Here is a 24,779-nt window from a genome sequence, read left to right as displayed (position 1 = left end):
TTTCCTTTCTCCTTGGCCGGAATCTATTTGATGGCATCGAGAATAACAAATTTGGCATTGGCTGCCACGGTTTCCACCTTGCCGAACAGGCGCTTGAGCTTGATGTGATAACCCAGGTGGCGGTTGCCGATCACCCTCAGCCGTCCGCCTGTGGCCAGGGTGCGTTTGGCGTCCCTGAACATCTGCCAGGCAATGTGGTCGGTGACCGCCTGCTGCTGGTGGAAGGGGGGGTTACACAGCACCAGGTCGGCGCTCTCCGGTTCCTGGTCGGTGAGGCAGTCGTTCCACTGAACCTGGAACTGGGCCTCTGGCAAGTTGTTTGCCAGGTTGGCCCGGCAGCTGGTCACCCCATGCCAGGACTCATCCACCGCCAGAATCTGGGCATCCGGGTTGGCCTTGGCGGCGGCCAGGGACAGGATGCCGTTGCCACAGCCCAGATCGATGATGCGTCGGTGACCGGTGGGGATGTGCTGCAGCATCAGGTGCGCCGCCACATCCAGTTTTTGCCCGGCGAAGGTGTTGGGGTGGTTTTCCAACTGGAAATCGGTGCCCTGGGCCTGCCACTTGAGCAGCAGAGGCGACTGGGCGCGGCGACCACTGGTCTTGCCCGTCAGCAATCTGGCCTTCTTGCGGATGCGCGAGGGCTGAATTTCATCCAGATAGCCCTCGGTGATCTCTTTCAGGGTAGTGGGCATCTCTTTCAGGCGCGCGGCGATCACCACTTGGGTGCCTTCGGCCAGGTGGGCGTTCAACCAGTCCAGCAGATACTCCAGATACCTCAGGTTGCGTGGCAGCTTAATCCACACCTGGTCCACTTTCTCCGCGAAGGGCTGCAGATCTGCCAGGCAGCGACCAGGCTGAGGCAGGGCGTTGAGATCCAGGTTCTGTTTCAGCGCCTGATGGGCGACGAAGGAGTCGTTGACCCAGATGGGGTCCAGCCGTGCAGCTGCGCAGCCAAGGGCGCCGAAGTGATCGTTGATGATCAGCAGTTGCCCCTTCAGATCTGGCAGGGCGTTGAGCATCAACAGTTCATCGGCGGCGTCCCAGGCGATGAGATCGCTTTGCTGGGTATCGGGAAAGCGACGGAGTCTCAGGGTGAGGGTCTCCAGATTCAGGGTATCGGACATGGTATGGAGGCTGAAATTAGGGTGGCGCTATTGTGGCAGAAGATGCTGCGGGGTCCAAACGGACTGGGGCGCAATGTACAAAGAGAAATCGATATTTCGGTTTTTGTGGAAATTTTGGTTGAGCCCTGAACCAGACTCTTCTATATTTCCATTAATGTGGAAATATTAGGTGAGGCAGATGGAAGACTCTCTGATTCGACACTCTCCGAAGGAGGTGGCGGCAATAAATGGCGAAACCCGAGATGCGGTCCTGGCTGCGGTCAACTGGAGCCTTGCCCATGGCGTCGGTTTCAAGGTGGAGGCGCACCTGATGCGGCAGGTGCCTTTCAGTTTTTCTCCCTCAGTCATCAAGCGTGAGGAGTATGCCAGGCTTGTCAGGGTGGCCGGACTGCTTGGTCGGCTGATCCATGGGGTGGCCCAGGACAGCGATTTTCTTCGCCAAGCCATCACCCCGGTGGCCAAGGGGGATCCCTTCTTCAGTGGTTTGTTGCGGATGCACCGGCGGATTCATGCCGGGGTGATGCCCTATCGCCCCTTGCCTGTGCTGATCATGCGCAGCGACTTCATGGACGACAGCAAACTGGGCTTTCAACTGGTGGAGTGCAACGGCATCGCAGCGGGGATGGGTCCATTCGGCCAACGTACCCATGAGCTGCACCGCTTCCTGCAGCGGCGTAACCCGGGCCAGTTCTTGCGCTGGTCGTCGTCCCATAGTGGCGAGTTGGTGGCGAACCCGGCACTGGAACGCCTGGGGCAGGGGATTGCCGCGGCAGCAAACCGCATCCGTGAGGAGTCCGGCCAGCCGGGCAGACCGGTGATGTTGATGGTGGTGCAGGAGGATGAGGACAATGTGTATGACCAGAGGCTGTTGGAGACCGAACTGCTTCGCCAAGGGATCACGACGGTCCGGCGCACCTTTCGCGAGCTCTACGGGGCCCTGTCCACAGGCGCAAACCGGCGCCTGCTGCTTCGCGGCGTCGGCGGCATCGACTTTGTCTACCTGAGGGCCGGTTATCACTACCGCGACTATGTGGCCAACGACCTTCATCATGAACCTTGCTGCGAGGCCCTGGCCAAGACGCGCATCTTCATGGAGCGGCACCGGGTGGCCATCAACGCCACGGTGGACCAGCAGCTGGCCACCAGTAAAAGGGTGCAGCTGCTGCTGGGGCAGATGTCGCCCCGGCAGCTGTCACGCTTTGGCCTCAGTCAGGAGGAGGCGCTCGAGGTCCTGGCGCTGCTGAAGGCCAGCCTTCCTGTGTCGACGCACACCCTGACCTGGCTGGACTCTCAGTCAATGGATGACTGGGTGCTGAAGAATCAGGGCGAAGGGGGGCGGACATTGCCTATTCGGGGAGCAGATGGTGGTGCCTCTGGCGACCATGGAGGCGTCGGAGTACCCCGCCTGGATGCTGATGAAGCGACTGAGGCCGGCCTCACGGGAACGGGCGGCACTTCTGGTCCGACAGGGCCGGGAGGAAGTGGTGCCAGAGCTGGTGAGCGAAATCGGGCTGTTTTCGGTGCACATCGATGGCCAGCCGGCCGTCGGTGACGGCGGCTATGCCGGCTACCTGGTGCGCAGCAAGCCTGCCAAGGTCACGGAGGGGGGCGTGCACTCGGGGATGGGGGTGCTGGACTCTCTGGTTTTTCGCTAGGCGATGCCTCGAATCCCGGTCAGGCGCATTGCCGCCATAGGGGGCTCGTGGCACACTGCTGCGAGGAATTATGCACTTGGCCAAATCATGAGACTTACCGAATCCATTGCGCGCCAGATCGTGGAGCGCTCCATGAAGATTATCCAGTTCTCCGTTGTGGTGATGGATGAAAATGGCTGGATCATTGGCTCCGGAGACCCCAAACGACTGAATCAAAAGCATGAAGGGTCGATCATCGCCATGGGTGATAACCGGGTTCTGGAGATTGATGACGCCATGGCGGCCAGCCTGAAAGGGGTGTTGCCCGGCATCAACCTGCCGATTCTGTTCCAGGGGACTCCCATAGGTGTGGTGGGGATCTCTGGCAAGCCCGAACAGGTGCGCAATTATGGTGAGCTGGTGAAGATGACCGCCGAGATGGTGGTGGAGCAGGCCGCCCTGATGGACCAGATTCAGTGGAGCAAGCGTCACCGGGATGAACTGGTGCTCAGCCTGATCCACGGTGGCGATCTTAACGAATCACAGCTGCTGTCACTGGCCTCCAGACTGGAGCTGGACCTGACCCAGCCCAGAATTGCGGCCATCATCAAGGTGTTCTCCAAAGATCAGCACACGCCGGATCACCAGCACCTGAAGCGTCTGGTTCAGCTGTTGGAGTACCCGGAGCGCAACAACCTGGTGGCCATCTCCTCGGTGACCGACAACGAGGTGGTGGTGCTCAAGCCGGTGCAGCTCACCGGCGAGGGCTGGTCGGTGGAGCGGGAGCGGCGTCGGGTGGATAAGCTGCTAAACCGCATTCGGGGCGAGGCGGCCTTCGACATTCGCATCGCCTTGGGCGAGTACTTTCCGGGGTTGCGGGGCTTGGCCCACTCCTATGACACCGCCAAGGCCACCCTGGATGCGCCAGGCAGCCTGGGAGAGGTGTTGTTCTATCAGGATAATGTCCTGCCGGTGCTGGTGAGTGGTCTGCAGAGCGATTCCTGGCGGCGCAGGCAGTTGCTCGATCCCCTGGACCAATTGATCGCCAGGGATGGCAACGGTGTCCTTCGCCGTACCCTCACCAGCTACTTCGAGTTGGATTGCGATCTCAGCCGCACCTGCAGTGCGTTGCACATCCACCGCAACACCCTGAGATACAGGCTGGATAAGATCAGCAGCCTGACAGGTTTAGACCTAAATCGTCTACCGGATCGCACTCGCCTCTATTTGGCCCTCTTGAGTCGCTAGCCCCGCCATATAGGCATTTCCCCTACAAAACTCTCGCCAATTTTGTGCATAAGCACAAAAAAAGCGAGAGTTTTTCGTTTCAGATTCGGTCAACCGTCCAAAGAAGCAGCGGCCCCCCTATGTCATAGTATGTTTGTTGAACGACTGTGATCCAGGTGTAACCGAGGTTGTGTCTCTCTGTGATCTCCAGCGGCCTGGTGAAGAGGATCGAATCGATGAAAGTTGTCACTGCCCAAGACTCGCACCGAACGGTGAACCCCACTGAGGAGGTAATGGATGCCATCGAGAAACGACGTCCCACCCTGTCGCTGTGCGTCGAGCAGAGCCACGCGTCCCTGGCCGAAACCACAGAAGGTCGGCTCCTTGCCCTTGTGGATGCTACAGGCGGCCGCTATGAAACCTGCACGGTAACCGATCCCCTCGGCCGGCCCCGGCAGGCCCAGTTTGGCTTCTTGGGAGACGGCACCACTGCGGTTATCGACAGCGATCAGGCCAATGGCCTTAAGTTACTGGGCAGTGATCAGCGCAATCCCATGGACACCTCCAGCTTCGGCACCGGTGAGCTGATTCTCGCTGCCCTGGATGCCGGCGTTTCCCGAATCATCATCGGCCTGGGGGCCAGTGCTGCCAATGACGGCGGCCTGGGCCTGGCTCAGGCCCTCGGTGCCCGCATGGGCAACATCTTCGGTGAAGAGGCGGGCCGCGGCGGCGCAAGCCTGGCCGGCCTGGCCACCATCGACATCTCGGCACTGGATTCCCGTCTCGATGGGGTCTCCATCGAGGTGGCCTGTCTGAACCACAATCCCCTCTGCGGTCCTCGTGGCGCGTCCCGGCTCTATGGCTTTCAGCGTGGTGCCTGTGAAGAGACCATGTTGCAACTGGATGCCCACCTGTCTCACTTCGCCGACCTGATTCGTCATCAGTTGGGAGTGGAGGTCAAAGAGCAGCCCGGCACCGGCGCCGCTGGCGGACAGGGGGCGATGCTCCGTGGCCTGCTCAAAGCGCCCCTGCGTCCACTGAGCATGGTGATGGAGTCCGAGTTGCAGCGTGCCCGGACCTGCGTGGCCAACCAGGGGGCGAGTCGAGTCGCCCTGGCGCACTGATGATGACCCTGGATGAGTACCTGATTCCCCAGCGGCTCCACAAGGGGGACAGGGAGTTGGCCCGCTACTGGAGCCGGTTTCTCCCGGTGGAGCGCTCTGACCAATTGTTGGAACGTTGCCTCGAACTGAACTGGCAGCAGCCCAAGGTGCGGGTGTTCGGTAAAGAGCACCTGATCCCCAGGCAGCAGTGCTGGCTGGGTGAGCCAGGTTGCCAGTATCGCTATTCCGGTACCCTGTTGGATCCCGATCCCCTTCCCCCCTGGCTGGATGCGCTGATGCTGTCGGTGTCCCAGCACTGCGGCATTCGCTACAACACTGTGCTGGCCAACCGGTATCGCAGTGGCCAGGACAAGATGGGCTGGCACAGCGACAATGAACCTGAAATGGGCGCCGAGCCCCAGGTGGCGATCCTGTCCCTGGGTCAGGCCCGTCCCCTTCAGCTGCGCTGTGGCGAAGGTCAGACCCAGGAGTTTGTCATGCCCCATGGCAGCCTGCTGCAACTGTTGCCGGAGGCGCAGCGTCGCTGCAAACATCAGTTGCCTCCTCGTGCCGGCATCGAGGCGGAACGCATCAGTCTGACTTTCCGCCGCATTACTCCGGGCTACTGGTCCAGGGGTTGAGTTCCCCCTGTCCCGGGGGTATAAGGGAGCCTCAACACAGCAAGGAGTTCAGCGATGTCGATTCATCAGGCCATCGAAGCCAAGGTGAGCCAGGCTTTGGCCCCCACCCATCTTGAGGTGATCAACGAGAGCCACATGCACCGCACCCCCAAGGATGCCGAAACCCATTTTAAACTGGTGGTGGTCAGCGACCAGTTTCAGGGCAAGCGGCTGCTGGCCCGCCACCGCAGCATCAACGAGTTGCTGCAGGCAGAGTTTGATGCCGGTCTCCATGCCCTGGCCCTGCATACCTATACGCCTCAGGAGTGGCAGGAGCGCACACAGGCGCCGAAGACACCGGGGTGCACAGGCTCTCTGAACGGATAATCCGGACGCCGCCATCAGGCGGCGTTTTTCTTTGCCCATTTCCCCGCCAAATCTGAGCAGATGGTCGCTTTTTGTACTTGAATCTGCTATCAAATTTATTGATGAACTTCAGGCCCTGGCGAACGGAGCGCCGACCGGGTGATTGTCTCCCCAATTGGATGAAATGGACTGTGGGGTCGGACTCTGTGGTTTACCCTTAGTAGTGCTGGCGGCGAAATTGCTCAGATCGGTTCGGGAGAGGCCCACGCCTCTTCCTGCCTCCGAGTGGTATCGCCACCATCGGCCTTGAACAGCTTGCCCCCTAGCAGTGATTGCGCACAGCCTACGAGTTGCCGTCTCGCATAAATGGTTAATAATTAATATAAACACCTGTGTTAACGGCAATTCTTGCTGTTATGAGGGAGGAAAACTATGCGTTTAATCGCCTTTGCTGCCGCGCTCCTGATTTTGGCTGGCTGTTATCAAAGACAGGCTGAGCAGGTTCAGGCTCAGCCCCCGCAACAACTCTATCAGTGGAAGCTGGTCACCTCCTGGCCCAAGAACTTTCCCGGCCTGGGTATGGCTCCGGAGCGCTTCGCCGAGCGGGTCAACCAGATGTCCGGCGGGCGACTGACCATCATCGTCTATGGTGCCGGTGACCTGGTGCCCGCTTTCGAGGTGTTTGATGCGGTGTCCCAGGGCAGTGCCGAAATGGGACACAGTGCCTCCTTCTACTGGAAGGGCAAGGTGCCCGCGGCGCAGTTTTTCACCTCGATTCCCTTTGGTATGAACGCCCAGGAGGTCAATAGCTGGCTGCAGTATGGCGGGGGCATGACCCTGTGGACCGAGCTGTATGCCCCATTCGGCGTCAAACCCCTGCGTGGCGGTAACACCGGGGTACAGATGGGGGGCTGGTTCAACAAGGAGATCAACTCCCTGGAAGATCTCAAAGGGCTGAAGATGCGTCTGCCTGGGCTGGGGGGAGAGGTGCTCTCCCGTCTGGGAGGGGTGCCGGTGACCCTGCCGGGGCGCGAACTCTTTACCGCATTGCAAACCGGGGCCATCGATGCCACCGAGTGGATTGGCCCCTATAACGATCTGGCGGTGGGGCTGCACAAAGCCGCGTCCTACTATTACTACCCAGGTTGGCAGGAGCCGGGCACCATCCTGGAGTTTCTGATCAATCAGAAGGCGTTTGACGCCTTGCCATCGGATCTGCAGGCCATCGTGGTCAATGCCGCCGAAGGGGTCAATCAGGACATGCTCGACGAGTACACCATGCGCAACATCGAAGCCCTGGATGCTCTGGTGATGGACCACAACATCGAACTGCGGGCCTTTCCCGATGAGGTGATGGAGGCGATGCGGGCCACCGCCCAGGAGGTGATCGACGAGCAGGCGGCCACCGATCCTCAGATGAAGCGGGTGTATGACAGTTACATGGAGTTCTACAAAGGGGTGCGCCGTTATCACAAAGTCAGTGAAGAGGCCTACGATAACTCCAGGGGCTCCCTGCATCGGGATTGATCTCGGCGGAAACTGGGAGTATGGTTTAGCCGTATAGACGTATAGAAGGAAGCTTGCCCATGCCACTGCTCGATAGCTTTACCGTTGACCATACCCGAATGGAGGCGCCAGCGGTTCGGGTGGCCAAAACCATGGCCACCCCCAAGGGGGACACCATCACGGTGTTTGACCTGAGATTCTGCGTGCCCAATGTGGAGATCCTCTCCGAGCGGGGCATCCACACCCTGGAGCACCTGTTCGCCGGTTTCATGCGGGATCACCTCAACCAGGGTGAGCAGGAGATCATCGACATCTCGCCCATGGGCTGTCGCACCGGCTTCTACATGAGCCTGATAGGCACGCCAACGGAGCAGCAGGTGGGGGAAGCCTGGGAAGCGAGCATGAAGGATGTGCTGGCGGTGGAGAGTCAGGAGCAGATCCCTGAGCTCAATGAGTACCAGTGCGGCACCTATGAGATGCACTCTCTGGAGCAGGCGAAGGCGATTGCCGAGGACATCCTCAAGCGGGGGATCGGGGTCAATAAGAATGACACCCTGACCCTGAGCGATGAGCAACTGGCCAAGCTGTAGGGCGCTGCAGAACAACAAAAGGGGAGCCGAATGGCTCCCCTTTTTCGTGTTTGGCGTAAACCTTAGGCGGTAGCCGCTTTCTGAATGCGGAACACCATCTTGGCGTAGATGTAGATGCCGACGGCGGAGATGGCGCCCACGGTGGCGATGATGTACCAGGCCATGCCGATGTTGTTGGCCTGATACAGGGTCTGGGTCATCAGCTCCGGCGTGCTGTTGGCAAAGGCCACCAGACGGTCAAACGCCTCGCCCTGGGGGATGCCGGCAACGGTGTCTTTGGCCATGCCCAGTTCCGCCAGGTAATCCCGGGAGATGCGCTCCTTGGAGGCGAACATGTCGTACAGCCAGGGGGCGATGAAGCCCTCCAGGGTCCAGCCGATCCCCTGGGGCAGCATCACAAAGCCCAGGTACATGGCTTTCTTGTCAGCGGGGGCGATGTTGCCCATGAACTCGCCCTTCTTGGGGCTGAGCAGCATCTCACCCAGGCTGAACACCACGATGGAAACGATCATGAACCAGGCGCCCGGAGTGAAGCCCACCAGCAGCATGGCGCCGGTGCAGAACAGGGCGCCGGCCAGCATGGAGCTCATGATGCGGAAGCGGGCGGTGCCTGCGGCCACCAGGAAGCAGCAGGTGGCGATCATGATGGAGTTGATGCTCATCATGAAGTCGGGCATCACCTTGGTGCCTTCGTGGTTCAGGCCCATCAGACCGATCAGGAAGGGGTTCTGGGTGCCGCCGGCACCGAAGATGTCGGTGACGATGGTGGAGGTGTCCACCCATTCTTTGATGTGTACCGGCAGCACGTCAAACATGGCGTTGAACATGAACCAGAAGCCGGAGAAGGCGAACATGTAGCCGAACACCAGAGGCTTGCGAATCTCGTTGAGGGAGTCCTTCCACAGCGCCTGTTGTTTGATTTGACCCGCCTTCACCGCGGCCTTGCGCTCCAGACGCTCCTGTTTGTCCGGCTCGGTGTACATCAGCAGAAACAGGAAGTTCAGCGAGATAATGGCGGCACAGGCGAAAAACAGATGGTCCCAGGACAGCTGACGCAGCTGTACGGCCACCAGAGGGCCGAGGAAACCGCCGATGTTCACCAGCTGGTAGAAGATGCCCCAGGCCATGGTGGTGGACTCACGGGGCACCGCTTTCACCATGGTGCCCTGAATGCCCGGCTTGAAGATGCCGGTGCCAAAGGCCAGGGTCATGGCGCCCAGGGTGAAGCCCAGGAAGCTGGGGAAGAACGCCATGATCAGGTAGGCGACAATCTTGATCACCGTGGAGAGGGCGATGGTCTCCTTATACCCGAGACGATCAGACAGGCCACCGGTGACAATGGGCACCGTGGTCTGGGTCAGGGCGAAGACGAACATGATGATGCCGTAGTCGGTCATGGTGATCCCCAGACCGCCTTTGGATGCGGGATCGCTGGCATAGATGCCAGCGGTGGCCTTTACCCCGTAATAGGCCAAACGCTCGATGATCTCCATTCCGCCCACCAGCCAGAAAATGTATCCCAGCCCGGCGATGGAGGCCCACAGCCCTAGTTGTTTGACCTCTCTCAGGTCGTTCTCTTTATATTTGTCCAGCTGTTGCACCTGTTATCCCTATGTGATGGATGTAAGGAAGGTGGCCCGACTCTACAGGATACCGGGGCGTCAACTCAAGTGGGGGACTTTCCCGTACAAATAACCGCCAGAGATATCACTGACAATTTTGGAATAAGGGGGCTGGAAATCATGAGGAATATGTGAGAGGTGAACATGGTTAGTAAGAGATTTCACCTGCTTTCCGCCTGTTTAAGCAATTTTTGTTAATAGAAAGCCATTAATTGCAGCAATCGATCCATTCTATGGTTATTTTCGTAGCAGTAACGATGTGTTTGGGGTATGATTCGCCCCGAGACAGCGTGACATGGATCTCACTAATAGTCATTTTTATGCGGCGGTTCATGTCTGGCTGGTGAATTGCTATCGACGTCAACATGAATGGTCTCTCAGGCTCTGGAAATCGGGGTTTGAGGGCGAAGTCCCAGACAGCAGTGCAAATGAGTATGATTACAATAAAGAAAGGATTGGATCTTCCTCTCGAAGGGAGACCGGAGCAGACAATCGGTGAAGGCCCCCAGGTCTCTCAGGTTGCGCTCCTGGGTGAAGAGTACCACGGTATGCGCCCCACCATGCAGATCAAGGAGGGGGAACGCGTCAAGCGAGGCCAGGTACTGTTCGAGGACAAGAAAAACCCTGGAGTAAAGTACACCGCACCTGCCAGCGGTACCGTCAGTGCCATCAACCGTGGTGCCAAACGGGTACTGCAATCCGTGGTGATCGACATTGAGGGCGATGACAGCGTTCGCTTCGCCTCTTACTCCACCGACGAACTGGCCAACATCAGCCGTGACCGGGTTCAGGATAACCTGGTGAACAGCGGCCTGTGGACCGCCTTCCGCACACGCCCCTTCAGCAAGGCGCCTGAGCTGAACAGCCAGCCCGCCGGCATTTTCGTCACCGCCATCGACACCAACCCTCTGGCTGCCGACCCCATGATGGTCATTGAGCAGGCCTACGAGGCGTTCTGTCACGGCCTGGGCGTCGTTGCCAAGCTGACCGACGGCAAGGTGTACCTGAATACCGGCGAAGCCCGACTGGAAGTGCCTGAATCCGATCACCTGCAGGTGAGCCGGTTCAAGGGCCCTCACCCAGCAGGCCTGGCGGGGACCCACATTCATCACCTGCTGCCTGCGAGCATGTCACGCACTGTTTGGCACATTGGCTACCAGGACATCATCGCCATCGGCAAACTGTTCACCACTGGTGAACTGGACAGCAGCCGGGTGATCTCTCTGGCCGGCCCCCGTGTGGCCAAGCCTCGGCTGATTCGCACCACCCTGGGTGCCAATCTGGCTCAGCTGACCGACGGTGAGCTGACCGAGCAGCACAACCGCATCATCTCCGGTTCTGTGCTCAGCGGTCATACCGCCAGCGGTGCCCACGGCTTCCTGGGTCGTTTCCACAACCAGGTGAGTGTGCTGGAAGAGGGTGACAACAAGGAGCTGTTTGGCTGGCTCAAGCCTGGCGCCAACCAGTTCTCCCTGACCCGCGCCTTCCTGGCTCACTTGAGCCCTGGCAAGCTGTTCAACATGACCACCTCCACCGGCGGTTCCGACCGTGCCATGGTGCCCCTGGGCAACTATGAGCGGGTGATGCCTCTGGATATTCTGCCCACCATCCTGCTGCGCGACCTGATCTCCAATGACACAGACAACGCCCAGCAACTGGGTGCGCTGGAACTGGATGAAGAGGATCTGGCGCTGTGCACCTTCGTGTGCCCCGGCAAGTACGACTACGGAGTAGAGCTGCGTCGTTGTCTTGAGATCATCGAGAGGGAAGGCTGATGGGTCTGAAGAACTTTATTGAACAAATCGAGCCGCAGTTTGAAAAAGGCGGCAAGTACGAGAAGTGGTACGCCCTGTATGAAGCGGTGGCCACCATTCTCTACACCCCGGGTAAGACCACCAAGGGTGGCACCCATGTCCGTGACAACATCGATCTGAAGCGGATCATGATCACCGTCTGGGCCTGTACCTTCCCGGCCATGTTCTTTGGCATGTACAACGTGGGCCTGCAGGCTCAGCTGGCCATGGCCGAAGGCTTTGCCCTGCCGGACATGTGGCAGGTGGGTCTGTTCCAACTGCTCGGTGGTGAGCTGACCTCGTCTACCGGCATCGGCGGCCTGATGCTCTACGGCGCCTGCTTCTTCCTGCCTGTCTATGGCGTGACCTTCGCCGTGGGTGGTTTCTGGGAAGTGGTGTTTGCCAGCGTGCGTAAGCATGAGATCAACGAAGGCTTCTTCGTGACCTCGGTGCTGTTCGCCCTGACCCTGCCGGCGACCATTCCCCTGTGGCAGGTGGCCCTGGGTATCACCTTCGGTGTGGTGGTGGCCAAGGAGCTGTTTGGCGGCACAGGCCGTAACTTCATCAACCCTGCCCTGGCGGGTCGTGCCTTCCTGTTCTTCGCCTATCCGCTGAACATGTCCGGTGACTCCATCTGGCGTGCGGTTGACGGTTACACAGGTGCCACCTACCTGAGCCAGGCGGCCTCCGGCGCCAAGAGCTTTGCCGATTACGGCTGGTTCGATGCCTTCAGCGACCAGGCCTGGTGGGACTCCTTCTACGGCTTTATCGGCGGCTCCATGGGTGAAACCTCCACCCTGGCCCTGGCCATTGGCGGCCTGATCATCATCTATGCCCGCATCGCCTCCTGGCGCATCGTTGCCGGCACCATGGTGGGCATGATCGCCATGGCGTCTCTGCTGAACATGGTCGGCAGCGACACCAACCCCATCATGAACATGCCCTGGACCTGGCACCTGGTGCTGGGTGGCTTCGCATTCGGCATGTTCTTTATGGCGACCGACCCGGTTTCCGCCTCCTTTACCGAGCGTGGCAAATGGGCCTACGGCATCCTCATCGGTGTGATGGTGGTGCTGATCCGCGTGGTGAACCCCGCCTTCCCTGAAGGGATGATGCTGGCAATTCTGTTTGCCAACCTGTGGGCACCTTTGTTCGACCACTTCGTGGTTCAATCCAACATCAAGCGGAGGCTGGCACGCAATGGCTAAGAGCAACGACAGTTTTGGCAAGACTCTGGGCGTCGTCATCGGCCTGTGTCTGGTCTGTTCCCTGGTGGTTTCCACCGCTGCGGTGGCGCTCAAGCCCCTGCAGGAAAAAAACAAGGCCCAGGATACTCAGAAGTACATCCTGGAAGCCGCCAGCCTGGCGGACAAGGTCAACGGCGACGTGGCCTCGGTGTACAACCAGTACATCGAAGCCAAGGTGGTGGATCTGGCCACCGGTCAGTTCGACGACAGCATCGATGCGTCCTCCTACGACCAGCGTAAGGCCGCCCGTGACACCGCCACCTCGGTGGTGCCCAAGAACGATGTGGCGTCCATCAAGCGCCGCGCCAACCAGGCGCTGGTGTATCTGGTGAAGAACGACAATGGCGAGCTGGACAGTGTGATCCTGCCGGTACACGGCTACGGTCTGTGGTCCACCATGTACGCTTTCCTGGCCCTGGAGCCGGACATGAACACCGTCAAGGCGATGGTCTACTACGACTTCTCCGACAGCGGTGAAACCCCCGGACTGGGTGGTGAGGTTCAAAACCCCAAGTGGAAGGCGCTGTGGGTGGGCAAGAAGCTGTTTGATGACCAGGGTAATCAGAAGATCCGCGTCACCAAGATGCCCACTGACAAGCAACATGATGTGGACGCACTCTCCGGTGCGACCCTGACTGCCAACGGTGTTCAGTACACCCTGGACTTCTGGCTGGGTGAAGAGGGCTTTGGTCCCTTTATCGCCAACGCCCGTAAAGGAGGAATCCTGTAATGGCTGAGAAAACCATGAAGGACATTGTCCTCGGTCCGGTAATTGCCAATAACCCCATTGCCCTGAACGTTCTGGGCATCTGTTCGGCCCTGGCGATCACCTCCAAGATGGAGACCGCCCTGGTGATGTCCATCGCCCTGACCACGGTGTGTGCCTTCTCTAACCTGTTCATCTCCCTGATGCGCAACCACATCCCCAACAGCGTGCGGATCATCGTGCAGATGACCGTTATCGCCTCCCTGGTGATTGTGGTGGACCAGGTGCTCAAGGCCTATGCCTACGACGTGGCCAAGCAGTTGACGGTATTCGTTGGCCTGATCATCACCAACTGTATCGTGATGGGCCGCGCCGAAGCCTTCGCCATGAAGAGCCCACCGGTCCCCAGCTTCCTCGACGGCATCGGCAACGGTCTGGGTTACTCCGCCGTGCTGCTGGCCATCGGCTTTGTGCGTGAACTGTTTGGCTCCGGCACCCTGTTCGGTGTGGAGATCCTGACCAAGGTGACCGACGGTGGCTGGTACGTTCCAAACGGCCTGCTGCTGCTGCCCCCAAGTGCCTTCTTCTTGATTGGCTTTATTATCTGGGGCATCCGGACCGCCCGTCCGGAGCAGGTGGAACCTAAGGAGTAAGGAAGGGTTATGGAACATTACATCAGCCTGCTGGTGCGGGCTATCTTCATCGAAAACATGGCGCTCTCCTTCTTCCTGGGGATGTGTACCTTCCTGGCGGTGTCCAAGAAGGTGAAGACCGCCATGGGTCTGGGTGTGGCCGTTATCGTGGTACTGACTCTGGCAGTGCCCCTTAACCAGCTCATCTTCCAATTCGTTCTCAAGCCGGGAGCGCTCTCCTGGGTCGGCATGCCCGACTCCGACCTGAGCTTCCTTAACTTCATCACCTTCATTGGCGTGATTGCGGCGCTGGTACAGATCCTGGAGATGATCCTGGATAAGTTCTTCCCGCCTCTGTACAACGCCCTGGGGATCTTCCTGCCCCTGATTACGGTGAACTGTGCCATCTTCGGTGCCGTGTCCTTCATGGCCAACCGTGACTATGGCCACATTGAATCCGTGGTCTTCGGCCTGGGTGCCGGTGTGGGCTGGGCCATGGCCCTGGTGCTGCTGGCGGGTATCCGCGAGAAGATGAAGTACTCCGACGTGCCCGATGGATTGCGTGGTCTGGGTATCACCTTTGTGACCGCTGGCCTGATGGCCCTGGGCTTTATGTCATTTTCCGGAGTGTCGCTGTAAGCGGCGCCGAGAGTTGAAGTAAAAGGACGTGTCGATGGAAATTGTACTCGGCGTAACCATGTTTACCGCGATTGTACTGGTGTTGGTGCTGGTGATTCTGTTCGCCAAATCCAAGCTGGTCTCCAGCGGTGACGTGACGATTAAAATTAATGATGATGCCGACAAGAGCATCTCCACCGGTGCCGGCGACAAACTGCTGGGCGCCCTGGCCGGCAACGGCATCTTTATCTCTTCCGCCTGTGGCGGCGGCGGTTCCTGCGGCCAGTGCCGGGTGAAGGTACATGAGGGGGGCGGCGAAATTCTGCCTACCGAACTGGATCACATCTCCAAGCGTGAGGCCAAAGAGGGCTGTCGTCTGGCCTGCCAGGTGGCGGTGAAGAGCGACATGGATATCGAACTCCCTGAAGAGGTGTTCGGCATCAAGAAGTGGGAGTGCGAGGTTATCTCCAACGATAACCAGGCCACCTTCATTAAGGAGCTGAAACTGAAGGTGCCTGCCGGCGAGGTAGTGCCTTTCCGTGCCGGTGGTTACATTCAGATCGAAGCCCCTGCCCACCACGTGAAGTACGCGGATTTCGACATTCCGGACGAGTACCGTGCCGACTGGGAGCGCTTCGGCTTCTTCAAGCTGGAGTCCAAGGTGGATGAGGAAACCATCCGTGCCTACTCCATGGCCAACTATCCGGAGGAGGAGGGCATCATCATGCTGAACGTGCGTATCGCCACGCCTCCGCCAAACAACCTGACCCTGCCTCCAGGCAAGATGTCCTCCTACATCTGGAGCCTCAAGGCTGGCGACAAGGTGACCATCTCCGGCCCCTTCGGCGAGTTCTTTGCCAAGGAGACCAAGAACGAGATGGTGTTCATCGGTGGTGGTGCCGGTATGGCCCCCATGCGCTCTCACATCTTCGACCAGTTGAAGCGTCTGAGCTCGGATCGTAAGATCAGCTTCTGGTACGGTGCCCGCTCCAAGCGCGAGATGTTCTATGTGGAGGACTTCGACGGCCTGGCGGCGGAGAATGACAACTTCGAGTGGCATGTGGCCCTGTCCGATCCTCAGCCTGAGGACAACTGGGAAGGTTACACCGGGTTCATTCACAACGTGCTGCTGGAAAACTATCTGAAGAACCACGAAGCACCTGAAGATTGCGAGTTCTACATGTGTGGACCACCGGTGATGAACGCGGCGGTGATCAACATGCTCAAAGATCTGGGTGTGGAAGACGAAAACATCCTGCTGGATGACTTCGGCGGCTAACCTGAGAGGCTTCATGCTGTATCGAGCCCCTAAAAACCTATGGCTGGCCCTCATCGGGCTGGCCATTGTTCTCTCTGGCTGCACCCAGGCTCCCCAGGTGGAGTCGGTGTCCGGTCACACCATGGGTACCACCTACCACGTCAGTTGGGTGGACGGCCCTGACCATCATGACCCGCTGCTGCTGCAGGGGGAGATCGACCTGCGACTGGGCCAGGTGAATCGCTCCATGTCCACCTGGAAACGCAATTCGGAAGTGAGTCGCTTCAACCGTATGGCCCGGGTTGGCGGGATGGAGATCAGTGCCGAGTTTGCCACCGTGCTGCTGGAAGCCAAGCGGCTGACCGAGATGACCGACGGTGCCCTGGATGTGACCGTGGGCCCCCTGGTCAACCTCTGGGGCTTTGGTCCGGACGGTCGCATCGAGCACGCCCCCGACGAGGCGGAGATCGCCCGCATCAAGGGGGTGATCGGTGACGACAAGCTCTCGGTGAAGGGGCGTTGGCTGTTCAAGTCCGAGTCCGAACTCAAGGTGGATCTCTCCGCCATCGCCAAAGGCTATGGTGTGGATGTGGTCGCCGAGGTGCTGGAGGCCCGCGGTATCCACAACTACCTTGTGGAGGTGGGGGGCGAGCTCAGAGTCAAGGGGGTGAAACCCGGAGACCAGCCCTGGCGCGTGGCCATCGAGCAGCCTGATCCCATGGGACGTGACGTGTTCAACGTGATTGAACCCGGTAACAAGGCGGTGGCCACCTCCGGGGATTACCGGAACTTCTTCGAGGAGGACGGTGAGCAGTTCTCTCACATCATCGATCCGGCCACCGGCCGACCGGTGAACCACCATGTGGTGTCGGCGACGGTGATCACCGATACTTGTATGACCGCCGACGGCCTGGCCACGGCGATGATGGTGATGGGTGTGGACAAGGGCCTGGCCCTGGCGCAGCAGCGTGATCTGGCGGTGATGCTGATTGAGCGCAGCGAGGGCCAGTTCAAGGTGCACTACAGCCCAGCCTTCGAGCAGTACCTGGAGAGCAAGGAGACGCAGTCATGAACACCTTTATCGCCACCTTTTTCCTGATGGTGTCCCTGGTGGGGCTGATGGCCATCGGCTATATCATCAAGCGCAAAACCATCAGCGGCTCCTGTGGTGGCCTGGGGTCCGTCGGCGTCGACAAGGCCTGTGACTGCCCTGAGCCCTGCGATCGCCGTAAGAAGAAGATGGCCGACGAGGCCCGTCGCCAGAAACTGATGGAGCAGCAGCGAATTCTCTGACCGCTGCTTCCTGCAATTCTCAGCGGGCTCCCTGTGGGGAGCCCGTTTTTGTATCCTCCCCTGCCTGCCGATAACCCTGGTGTTTCCCCTCAAGCGGACAAAAGCCGCCATAGGACGTTTTATTCTCACCGACGCCTTTTATAAATTTTGTTTATTTACAGAAAGTTATAACGATACTTTTATATATTTCGCTGCCTGTTTTTTCCTGTCAGTATGCTGAATCAGGTTTGATTGGGTGGACTTTGCGCCGGGTTGTGGCGATTGCTGCTGCTGGTGGGGTCCCAGCCAGTGAAACTGAGCGTTTGCCGGCTCAGATCTGGTGCCCTCCATGAGAGCTTGTATCATCTTCAGTTTGGGTAATTTTGGCCGATAAGCAAAATACCTAGGGAAAAACAATAATTTCAGGGAACATCATGGATTGGTTCAGAGCCTCTTTAACCCGTCAGCTGGTGGGCTCCATCGGCGGCGCCCTTTTTCTGATTCTTACACTGATGACCATCTATCAGGTCAACCAAACCCGTCAGGCCACCCGGCTGCAGGTGAGCCATGAGGTCAGCCAACTGGTGTCCGATAAGGCCGGCAAAATAGCTGCCTTTTTCGAGGCCAAGGGGGCCATCGTCCACTCGGTGTTTGCCAGTCCCCAGGTGCAGCGCTTCTTTGCCGAGTACGATGACCGGGGCGGTGACCTGAGTGGCTTCGCCGACTACCCGCAGGTGACTCGCTACTTTCGCCATTTCTCCGATAAAGACGGCACCATCAAGAGTCTGTTTTTCGGCAGTGACGCCACCCACGAGTATTTCGATCTCAATGGGCGCTATTCAGACGATCCCAACTACTACACCAGCAAACGCCCTTGGTGGGGCGAGGCATTGGCCAAGAATCGTCTCTACGTCACCGAGCCGGCGGTGGACGCCAACGATGGTTCGGTATCGGCCACGGTGAAGCAGACGGTGTACGACGCCAATGGCCGGTTTCTGGGCATCGGCGGCATGGACATCCTCATCTCCACCATCGGCGAGACCCTGCTCTCCCAGGTGACCTACCAGGAGCAGGGGCAGGCGTTCCTGGTGACCGGCGATGGCAAGCTGGTGTTCTTCCCACTGTTTTCCGACGCATTCCCGCCCGGTTCCCTGTTGAGTGAGGTGGACAACCAGTTCGGTGCCACGCAAGGTTTTGCCACCCTGGCCAGGGAGATACTGGCCCAGGCCGAGGGACAGGGTGAAGTGAGCCTACAGGGCCAGGATCAGTTGGTGGTGTGGCAGCCGGTGGACAGCGAGTTTCCCCAGGTGCACTGGAAACTGGGGTTGCTGCTGCCGACGGACGTGGTGGGCGCCCGGGTGGCCGAAGAGGCCTGGGCGACCGGAACCGTGTCGGTGTTACTGACCCTGTTGATCTCGGCGGTGGTGTGGTTGCTGCTGTTGCCGTTTAAGTCGCAGATCCGCCGGCTGGTGGCCGCCATGGAGGCGATCGCCCAGGGGGATGGGGACCTCAGTCAGCGAATCAATCTGAAGCGTCAGGATGAGCTGGGGCAGCTGGGGCGGGCATTCAATCAGTTTGCGGACCGGGTTCACCAGCTGGTGAACCAGAGCAAGGGGCTGACGGAGTCGGTGTCCCACAGCAGCGCCCTGGCCTCCGAGATCTGGGGGGAAACCCTGAGCTCCATGTCCGCCCAGAAAGGGGAGGTGGAGCAGGCGTCTACGGCCACCAGTCAGATGGCACAGACCAGCGCCGAGATGGCCAGCCAGGCGGAACAGGTGGCGTCTCACGCCGACCTGGTGCATCAACAGATGGGACAGGCCGGCTTGGCCATGGGAGAGGGTAAGGAGTCCCTGGCCCAGTTGGCAGGCCAGATGCAGGAGTCCAGTGAACTGGTGTCCCGGTTGCGGCAGAACGCCGATCAGATTGGTGAGGTGCTCAACGTGATTCGCACCATCGCCGAGCAGACCAACCTGCTGGCGCTCAATGCGGCCATTGAGGCGGCCCGGGCCGGGGAGCAGGGACGGGGCTTTGCCGTGGTGGCGGATGAGGTGCGCTCCCTGGCTTCCAAGACCCAGGACTCCACCGCCAACATCCAGACCATCATCGCCGGGCTGCAGCAGGCCAGCATCGAAGCGGAGCAGGCGATGACCCAAAGCTGTGAGCAGTTGCAACAGAGTCAGCAGCGCAGCGATCAGATTGTCGATACCCTGGATCAGGCCGGCCAGGCGGTGGCCGGGATTCAGCAGCAGGTGCAGGAGATGACCCAGGCCATCGCCCAGCAGGCCGGAGTGGCCGAGGAGATTGCCGCCAGGGTGACCCGGGTGAACAGCCTCTCCGACGATGCGGTCTCCCGGGGCGACCAGCTGGAGCGCAGCCTGGAGGAGCTGGTGGAAGGCGGCAGCCAGTTGGCTCAGGGGCTGAATCGTTACCAGGTCTAGTCCGGAGCTCACACCATGGGACAAGGCGCCGGTTGGCGCCTTTTTTGATCTTTGGGCTTTTGGCCCTGGGGTGATATGATTTAACTGTCTATATATACAGTATTGGTGTGCGGGTGCAGCGCAAGATCATTCATATCGATATGGACTGCTTCTTTGCCGCGGTGGAGATGCGGGACAACCCCCAGTTGCGGGACAAGCCTATCGCCGTTGGCGGGCGGGCGTCCGGCCGTGGGGTGATCGCCACCTGCAACTATGCCGCCCGAGCCTTTGGGGTGCGCTCCGCCATGCCCACCCACAGGGCGCAGCAGCTGTGCCCGGATCTGGTGCTGGTGCCCCATCGCATGTCTGTGTACAAGTCGGTGTCTCAGCAGATCCACGCCATCTTTCGCAAGTACACCGAACTGGTGGAGCCCCTCTCCCTCGATGAAGCCTTCCTGGATGTGACCGGCAAGCCCCACTGCCAGGGCAGTGCCACCCGGATGGCCCAGGCGATACGGGGAGAGATCTTCGAGGCCACCGGATTGACCGCCTCCGCCGGCATCGCCCCCAACAAGTTTTTGGCCAAGGTGGCCTCAGATGAAAACAAACCCAATGGCCAGATGGTGATCCCGCCGGAGCGTACCGCCGAGTTTGCCGCCCGCCTGCCTCTGAAGAAGATCCCCGGGGTGGGGCCCAAGACCGCCGAGCGCCTTGCCCGTCGTGGCCTGCTTAAGGGAGAGGATGTCCTCAGCCTGTCGGAGGTGGAGCTGGAGTCGATGATGGGCAAGTTCGGACCGGTGCTGTGGCGCCGGTGTCGCGGCATAGACGATCGCCCGGTGGAGCCCAGCCGCATCCGCAAGTCCGTGGGGGTGGAAACCACCTTTGCCCGGGATCTGCCGGACCTGGCCGCTTGTGAACAGCAGCTCGACACCCTGTTGCCGGAGCTGGAGCGGCGCCTGAGTGCCAGCAAGCGCGGCATCAAAGGGCAGACGGTTAAATTGAAGTTTGCCGATTTCGAGCTGACCACGGTTACCCAGCAGAGTCAGCAACTGGACCCGGCGCTGTTCCGCGCCCTGATGGGCATCGCCTTTCGCCGGGGCAACGGACGCCAGGTCCGGTTGGTGGGGATCTCCGTGGAGCTGGCGGAGAACAAAGCCCTTCGTCAATTGCCCCTGCCTTTGTGACCGGAAGCTTGTTTGATCCCTGTCAAAACGATTAATAAAGCAACGAATTAATCTGGAGGTGAGCTTCCGAAAAACGTCCGCTAAAAACCCAGAGACGTTGGTGAAGCGGTTAGCCAGGTGTGTCCACTCTTTCTACCCCCAGACACTGCCATCCTGGCTTGGTGCAGAGCCTGACCCCCTATCGGCCATCTGGCCACTCAGCCTCTGCCGTCAGCCGGTGACCAGCAATCCGCCGGCGCAAGGAAGGAGGTTAAGGATGAGAACCTTTGCCAAACAACTGTGCCTGGCTGCGGGTCTGATGACCCTGGTTGCCGGCGTCTGCTATGGCCTGGGCTATGGCTTCTACCAACACAAACCCCTGCGCGATGCAGATTACTTCAGCCTCTATATCGGGGATAAGACCTTTTGTCGCACCGTAAACTACTACGACGACAAAGGGGATCAGAAGAAGGTGACCGCCCTGCTCAGCTACGCAGAGGAGAACGCCATGAGCTATCTGATGCGCCGATTCGGCAAGGACAAGGGTTCGGCCATCGTCAAGGCGTGCCAGGTGGAACGTCACGAGGCGCTGAAAGCCAGTTGCCGAACCAATCCGGATGACCAGGTGGAGCTGGTGGTGTTGGAGCTGAATAAGCCCCTGGTGAAACAGCAGAAGCTGATTTAGCGGGCAGCAAATAACGAAATGGGCATAAAAAAGCCGTCCTTCGGGACGGCTTCTCTTTTGGGAGACCCGGCGGCGCTTAGCGGTTGGGGACCGCTTTGAGCACTTCGGTCAGCAGTTGCCAGTACTTCTCCACGGTGGCGATCTCCACCTTCTCATCGGGAGAGTGGGGGAAGCGGATGGTGGGGCCGATGGAGACCATGTCCAGCTTGGGGTAGGGCTTTTTGAACAGGCCGCACTCCAGACCGGCGTGGATCACCATGATGTTGGGCAGGGCACCAAACTTCTGCTGGTAGGTTTCGCGCACCACCTGCATGACGGGGGAGGCGGCGTCGGGTTTCCAGCCAGGATAGGCGCCGGAGAGGCCCAGTTCGGCGCCGGAGAGTTGAGCCAGGGCGCTCAGCATGTTTTCCACCATCTCCCGGCCGCTGTCGATGGTGGAGCGGATCAGGCAGAGCACCTCCACCTTGTCGGCGTCCGTGGTGACCACACCCATGTTCAGGGAGGTCTCGACCACGCCATCGAACTCATCGCTCATGCGGATCACCCCGTTGGGGGCGCTGTGCATCAGGGCCACCAGCTTCTGCTGATCGGCGGCGGCGAACACCTGGGCTGGCGCCTGGGCGCTGTTCAGGGTCAGGGACAGGCCGGGTTCCACGGCGGCCAGCTCGTTTTCCAGAATGGCACGGTAGTCGCCGATGCGCTGCTCCAGCTGGGCCAGGTTGGCCTGGGGCAGGCTGACGGTCATCCAGGCCTCCCGCGGGATGGCGTTGCGCAGAGAGCCGCCTCGCAGCTCGGACAGGCGCAGCCCCAGCTCCTCGCCATGGCCAAACAGGAAACGGGCCAGCAGCTTGTTGGCGTTGCCCCGGCCAAGGTGGATGTCACAGCCGGAGTGGCCCCCTTTGAGGCCGGTCAGGGCGATCTCAACCGTTGCCATCCCCTTTGGCAGGGCGTCACGGGCCACCGCCAGGGTCAGGGCCGCATCCACGCCGCCGGCGCAGCCCATGTACACCTCACCCTCCTCCTCGGAGTCGGTGTTGATCAGGATGTCGCCGCTGAGCACGCCCGCTTCCAGGCCGAAGGCACCGGTCATGCCCGCTTCTTCGTCGATGGTCAGCAGCACCTCGATGGGGCCATGCTCCAGATCGTCCGCTTCCACCACCGCCAGGGCGGAAGCCATGCCGATGCCGTTGTCGGCACCCAGGGTGGTGCCCTCGGCGGTGACCCAGTCGCCGTCGATGTAGGCGCGGATGGGATCGGAGCCAAAGTCATGGTCGGTGTCGGAGTTCTTCTGAGGCACCATATCCAGATGAGCCTGGAGGATCACCCCTTTGCGCTTCTCGAAGCCGGCGGTGGCGGGCTTGCGGATAATCAGGTTGCCCACCTGATCCAGCAGAGTCTCCAGGTCCCGTGACTGGGCCCAGGCCTGGATGTGGTCTCGCAGGGCAATCTCCTGCTTGGAGGGATGGGGGATAGAGCAGATGGTTTCAAACCAGCGCCACAGGGGCTGTGGGCTGAGGGAGCTGATTGGCTGCACGAGCGGGTACTCCTGTATTCGCCTTATATTAATGTGCGGTCAGTCTACCACAGCCTGATTAAGGCAACGTGCTATAGTGGCCGGACAAGGATTTCCCCGTGTAAAAGGAAGAGAACATCATGGCACAAGTGGAATTTTTTACTCCAGCCGAGGACGCCCAGTTTGGCGAAGGTGGCTGGGATGCGGTGCTGGTGGTCAGCCAGGATTTTACCCTGGACGCCAACCCTGAGCTGAGTCAGCTGGTGGCTCATGCGGCGTCGGTGGATCAGCGCATCGGCAAGGAACCCACCCTGCTGCTGGCGCCGGGATTGGCGGGGGGACGGTTGATTCTGGCGCCCACCGGCGACATCAGCGATGACTATGAGGATGTTCGCCGGATCTATGAGGCGGCGGAAGAGGGCGCCAAGATGGCGTTTCGCTCCGGTGCCCGAGCCATCCTGCTGCTGCTGGACCTGCCTGGCGGCGATCCCCGTTACCTGAATGCCCCTGAGGTGGCCGCCCTGGGCTGTGGCCAGGGGCTGTACCTGAACCCGGATGTGGAGGATCAGCCCCAGGTGCGCATTGGCCTGATGAATGGCCAGGATGTGGCCCGCCTCAATGCGTTGGAAGCGGGCCGGGTGGCCGCCCGGGATCTGTGCGGTGGCGATCCCGAGCAGATGGCGCCTCCGGCCTTTGCCGATTACTGTGTCAGTCTGTTTGCCGAGGAGCCGGTGGAGCTGACGGTGGTCGATGACCAGGAGCAGCTGATGAGAGAGTACCCTCTGCTCAGTGCCGTCTCCCGCACCAGCTTCGCCGTGGCCCGTCATGCCGCCCGGGTGGTTCGGGTGGAGTACAACCCGGAAGGCGAGGTGCACCAGACCTGGCTGATCGCCGGCAAGGGGGTGACCTTCGATACCGGCGGAGCCGATCTTAAGGTGGGCGGCGCCATGGCCGGCATGAGCCGGGACAAGGGCGGTGCGGCGGCAACGGCGGGCTTTATGAAGACGGTGGCCATGCTCAGACCCAAAGGCATTCGCATCATCGCCGAGCTGGGTCTGGTGCGCAACGCCTTGGGCAGCGACGCCTTCGTGCCCGATGAGATCATCACCTCCCACGCCGGGGCCCGGGTGCGCATCGGCAACACCGATGCCGAGGGACGGTTGGTGCTGGCGGACCTGTTGTCACACCTGCGTCAGGACGCTCAGGAGGCGGTGTCGCCCAGGGTGTTCTCCATCGCCACACTGACCGGGCACGTAGTGCGCGCTTACGGCCCCTACACCGGGGTGGTGGAGAACAGCGTTGCCCGGCGGGGTCAGCAGGGGCAGCTGATGCAGCAGATTGGTGAGCGCTGGGGCGAGCCGGTGGAGATCTCCACCCTGCGTCGTGAGGATTTCGCCCAGGTGGCGGGCCGCAGTGAGTCAGAGGACCTGCTCTCCTCCAACAACGGCGCCTCGGTGAACATCAGCCGCGGTCATCAGTTTCCCCAGGCGTTCCTGCTCAAGGCTTCCGGGCTGGATAAGCACCAGCTGGCCAGTGACCAGCCCATCCCCTACCTGCATCTGGACATCGCCGCCGCGGCGGTGGAGAAGCGGGACCCGCTCTATGGCAAGCCCACAGCCCGTCCTGTGGCCACCCTGCTGGCGATGATGGAGGAGCTGTAATCCCCAAAGAGTCGGAGGC

22 protein-coding genes and 1 pseudogene are annotated in these 24,779 nt (G+C 60.2%); 20 read left to right on the top strand and 3 right to left on the bottom strand.

What is annotated here, in order from left to right; genetic code table 11:
- Positions 1–23: 23 nt before the first annotated feature.
- A complete protein-coding gene (locus QUE41_RS17255; protein WP_286340225.1) occupies positions 24–1,127 on the bottom strand; it encodes a methyltransferase in 1,104 nt (367 codons plus the stop codon).
- A gap of 178 nt (positions 1,128–1,305) precedes the next feature.
- Here QUE41_RS17255 and QUE41_RS17250 point away from each other — a divergent pair.
- The 8 genes and pseudogenes from QUE41_RS17250 to luxS all read left to right on the top strand — a co-directional run.
- Positions 1,306–2,403: pseudogene (locus QUE41_RS17250) on the top strand (glutathione synthase); the annotation flags it as partial.
- A gap of 85 nt (positions 2,404–2,488) precedes the next feature.
- The gene (locus tag QUE41_RS17245; protein WP_353506856.1) at positions 2,489–2,782 is read left to right on the top strand and encodes a hypothetical protein; all 294 of its coding nucleotides are present in this window, start codon (positions 2,489–2,491) and stop codon (positions 2,780–2,782) included.
- Between the two features lie 87 nt (positions 2,783–2,869).
- Complete coding sequence (locus QUE41_RS17240; RefSeq protein ID WP_286340223.1) at positions 2,870–4,009, top strand: sugar diacid recognition domain-containing protein; 1,140 nt, start codon at positions 2,870–2,872, stop codon at positions 4,007–4,009.
- Positions 4,010–4,224: 215 nt separating this feature from the next.
- Positions 4,225–5,112: a glycerate kinase gene (locus tag QUE41_RS17235; RefSeq protein WP_286340222.1), complete on the top strand. Its 888-nt coding sequence runs from the start codon at positions 4,225–4,227 to the stop codon at positions 5,110–5,112.
- Positions 5,112–5,732 (top strand): alpha-ketoglutarate-dependent dioxygenase AlkB family protein, encoded by a 621-nt coding sequence (locus QUE41_RS17230; protein ID WP_286340221.1) that lies wholly within the window; start codon positions 5,112–5,114, stop codon positions 5,730–5,732. Before QUE41_RS17235 ends, QUE41_RS17230 begins: the two co-directional genes overlap by 1 nt.
- 54 nt (positions 5,733–5,786) lie before the next feature.
- Positions 5,787–6,098 carry a BolA family protein gene (locus QUE41_RS17225; protein WP_286340220.1) on the top strand — a complete coding sequence of 104 codons (312 nt, stop codon included), beginning with the start codon at positions 5,787–5,789 and terminating at the stop codon, positions 6,096–6,098.
- A gap of 411 nt (positions 6,099–6,509) precedes the next feature.
- A complete protein-coding gene (locus tag QUE41_RS17220; protein ID WP_286340219.1) occupies positions 6,510–7,604 on the top strand; it encodes a TRAP transporter substrate-binding protein in 1,095 nt (364 codons plus the stop codon).
- 59 nt (positions 7,605–7,663) lie between these two features.
- Positions 7,664–8,173 (top strand): S-ribosylhomocysteine lyase, encoded by a 510-nt coding sequence (gene luxS, locus QUE41_RS17215; protein WP_286340218.1) that lies wholly within the window; start codon positions 7,664–7,666, stop codon positions 8,171–8,173.
- A gap of 62 nt (positions 8,174–8,235) precedes the next feature.
- On the opposite strand, the gene QUE41_RS17210 is transcribed toward luxS, so the two are convergent.
- Positions 8,236–9,774, bottom strand: a complete 1,539-nt coding sequence (locus QUE41_RS17210) for an MFS transporter (RefSeq protein WP_286340217.1) — start codon at positions 9,772–9,774, stop codon at positions 8,236–8,238.
- Positions 9,775–10,229: 455 nt separating this feature from the next.
- Between QUE41_RS17210 and QUE41_RS17205 the strand changes: the two genes are divergently transcribed.
- The 11 genes from QUE41_RS17205 (at position 10,230) to QUE41_RS17155 (ending at position 21,586) form a co-directional block, all read left to right on the top strand.
- Positions 10,230–11,570: a Na(+)-translocating NADH-quinone reductase subunit A gene (locus tag QUE41_RS17205; protein WP_286342963.1), complete on the top strand. Its 1,341-nt coding sequence runs from the start codon at positions 10,230–10,232 to the stop codon at positions 11,568–11,570.
- Positions 11,570–12,796, top strand: coding sequence for an NADH:ubiquinone reductase (Na(+)-transporting) subunit B (locus tag QUE41_RS17200; protein ID WP_286340216.1), 1,227 nt, complete (start codon positions 11,570–11,572; stop codon positions 12,794–12,796). Before QUE41_RS17205 ends, QUE41_RS17200 begins: the two co-directional genes overlap by 1 nt.
- Positions 12,789–13,565 carry a Na(+)-translocating NADH-quinone reductase subunit C gene (locus tag QUE41_RS17195; RefSeq protein WP_286340215.1) on the top strand — a complete coding sequence of 259 codons (777 nt, stop codon included), beginning with the start codon at positions 12,789–12,791 and terminating at the stop codon, positions 13,563–13,565. The genes QUE41_RS17200 and QUE41_RS17195 overlap by 8 nt, the downstream gene beginning before the upstream one ends.
- Positions 13,565–14,194, top strand: coding sequence for an NADH:ubiquinone reductase (Na(+)-transporting) subunit D (locus tag QUE41_RS17190; RefSeq protein ID WP_286340214.1), 630 nt, complete (start codon positions 13,565–13,567; stop codon positions 14,192–14,194). The genes QUE41_RS17195 and QUE41_RS17190 overlap by 1 nt, the downstream gene beginning before the upstream one ends.
- A gap of 9 nt (positions 14,195–14,203) precedes the next feature.
- On the top strand, positions 14,204–14,812 hold the full coding sequence (gene nqrE / locus QUE41_RS17185; RefSeq protein ID WP_028110860.1) for an NADH:ubiquinone reductase (Na(+)-transporting) subunit E: 609 nt from the start codon (positions 14,204–14,206) through the stop codon (positions 14,810–14,812).
- Between the two features lie 34 nt (positions 14,813–14,846).
- Positions 14,847–16,070, top strand: coding sequence for an NADH:ubiquinone reductase (Na(+)-transporting) subunit F (gene nqrF / locus QUE41_RS17180; protein WP_286340213.1), 1,224 nt, complete (start codon positions 14,847–14,849; stop codon positions 16,068–16,070).
- A 13-nt stretch (positions 16,071–16,083) separates the two neighbouring features.
- Positions 16,084–17,121 (top strand): FAD:protein FMN transferase, encoded by a 1,038-nt coding sequence (locus QUE41_RS17175; RefSeq protein WP_286340212.1) that lies wholly within the window; start codon positions 16,084–16,086, stop codon positions 17,119–17,121.
- Positions 17,118–17,342 carry a (Na+)-NQR maturation NqrM gene (gene nqrM, locus QUE41_RS17170; RefSeq protein WP_286340211.1) on the top strand — a complete coding sequence of 75 codons (225 nt, stop codon included), beginning with the start codon at positions 17,118–17,120 and terminating at the stop codon, positions 17,340–17,342. Before QUE41_RS17175 ends, nqrM begins: the two co-directional genes overlap by 4 nt.
- 413 nt (positions 17,343–17,755) lie before the next feature.
- Positions 17,756–19,759: a methyl-accepting chemotaxis protein gene (locus tag QUE41_RS17165; RefSeq protein ID WP_286340210.1), complete on the top strand. Its 2,004-nt coding sequence runs from the start codon at positions 17,756–17,758 to the stop codon at positions 19,757–19,759.
- Positions 19,760–19,872: 113 nt separating this feature from the next.
- Positions 19,873–20,922, top strand: coding sequence for a DNA polymerase IV (dinB, locus tag QUE41_RS17160; protein WP_286340209.1), 1,050 nt, complete (start codon positions 19,873–19,875; stop codon positions 20,920–20,922).
- A gap of 256 nt (positions 20,923–21,178) precedes the next feature.
- Complete coding sequence (locus tag QUE41_RS17155) at positions 21,179–21,586, top strand: hypothetical protein (RefSeq protein WP_286340208.1); 408 nt, start codon at positions 21,179–21,181, stop codon at positions 21,584–21,586.
- A gap of 76 nt (positions 21,587–21,662) precedes the next feature.
- On the opposite strand, the gene QUE41_RS17150 is transcribed toward QUE41_RS17155, so the two are convergent.
- Complete coding sequence (locus QUE41_RS17150) at positions 21,663–23,120, bottom strand: aminoacyl-histidine dipeptidase (protein WP_286340207.1); 1,458 nt, start codon at positions 23,118–23,120, stop codon at positions 21,663–21,665.
- Positions 23,121–23,239: 119 nt separating this feature from the next.
- Here QUE41_RS17150 and QUE41_RS17145 point away from each other — a divergent pair, with 119 nt between their 5' ends.
- Complete coding sequence (locus QUE41_RS17145; protein WP_286340206.1) at positions 23,240–24,760, top strand: M17 family metallopeptidase; 1,521 nt, start codon at positions 23,240–23,242, stop codon at positions 24,758–24,760.
- The last annotated feature ends 19 nt before the right edge of the window (positions 24,761–24,779 follow it).

The organism is Ferrimonas sp. YFM, assembly GCF_030296015.1.
GTDB lineage: Bacteria > Pseudomonadota > Gammaproteobacteria > Enterobacterales > Shewanellaceae > Ferrimonas.
The sequence above is the reverse complement of the archived record's forward strand: the minus strand, read 5'-3'. Positions and strand labels throughout refer to the sequence as shown.

Bases quoted from the DNA above. Each gene is read 5' to 3' on its own strand.
- QUE41_RS17255 (WP_286340225.1), bottom strand. From the start codon at position 1,127: ATGTCCGATACCCTGAATCTGGAGACCCTCACCCTGAGACTCCGTCGC.
- QUE41_RS17245 (WP_353506856.1), top strand. From the start codon at position 2,489: ATGGTGGTGCCTCTGGCGACCATGGAGGCGTCGGAGTACCCCGCCTGG.
- QUE41_RS17240 (WP_286340223.1), top strand. From the start codon at position 2,870: ATGAGACTTACCGAATCCATTGCGCGCCAGATCGTGGAGCGCTCCATG.
- QUE41_RS17235 (WP_286340222.1), top strand. From the start codon at position 4,225: ATGAAAGTTGTCACTGCCCAAGACTCGCACCGAACGGTGAACCCCACT.
- QUE41_RS17230 (WP_286340221.1), top strand. From the start codon at position 5,112: ATGATGACCCTGGATGAGTACCTGATTCCCCAGCGGCTCCACAAGGGG.
- QUE41_RS17225 (WP_286340220.1), top strand. From the start codon at position 5,787: ATGTCGATTCATCAGGCCATCGAAGCCAAGGTGAGCCAGGCTTTGGCC.
- QUE41_RS17220 (WP_286340219.1), top strand. From the start codon at position 6,510: ATGCGTTTAATCGCCTTTGCTGCCGCGCTCCTGATTTTGGCTGGCTGT.
- luxS (WP_286340218.1), top strand. From the start codon at position 7,664: ATGCCACTGCTCGATAGCTTTACCGTTGACCATACCCGAATGGAGGCG.
- QUE41_RS17205 (WP_286342963.1), top strand. From the start codon at position 10,230: ATGATTACAATAAAGAAAGGATTGGATCTTCCTCTCGAAGGGAGACCG.
- QUE41_RS17200 (WP_286340216.1), top strand. From the start codon at position 11,570: ATGGGTCTGAAGAACTTTATTGAACAAATCGAGCCGCAGTTTGAAAAA.
- QUE41_RS17195 (WP_286340215.1), top strand. From the start codon at position 12,789: ATGGCTAAGAGCAACGACAGTTTTGGCAAGACTCTGGGCGTCGTCATC.
- QUE41_RS17190 (WP_286340214.1), top strand. From the start codon at position 13,565: ATGGCTGAGAAAACCATGAAGGACATTGTCCTCGGTCCGGTAATTGCC.
- nqrE (WP_028110860.1), top strand. From the start codon at position 14,204: ATGGAACATTACATCAGCCTGCTGGTGCGGGCTATCTTCATCGAAAAC.
- nqrF (WP_286340213.1), top strand. From the start codon at position 14,847: ATGGAAATTGTACTCGGCGTAACCATGTTTACCGCGATTGTACTGGTG.
- QUE41_RS17175 (WP_286340212.1), top strand. From the start codon at position 16,084: ATGCTGTATCGAGCCCCTAAAAACCTATGGCTGGCCCTCATCGGGCTG.
- nqrM (WP_286340211.1), top strand. From the start codon at position 17,118: ATGAACACCTTTATCGCCACCTTTTTCCTGATGGTGTCCCTGGTGGGG.
- QUE41_RS17165 (WP_286340210.1), top strand. From the start codon at position 17,756: ATGGATTGGTTCAGAGCCTCTTTAACCCGTCAGCTGGTGGGCTCCATC.
- QUE41_RS17155 (WP_286340208.1), top strand. From the start codon at position 21,179: ATGAGAACCTTTGCCAAACAACTGTGCCTGGCTGCGGGTCTGATGACC.
- QUE41_RS17145 (WP_286340206.1), top strand. From the start codon at position 23,240: ATGGCACAAGTGGAATTTTTTACTCCAGCCGAGGACGCCCAGTTTGGC.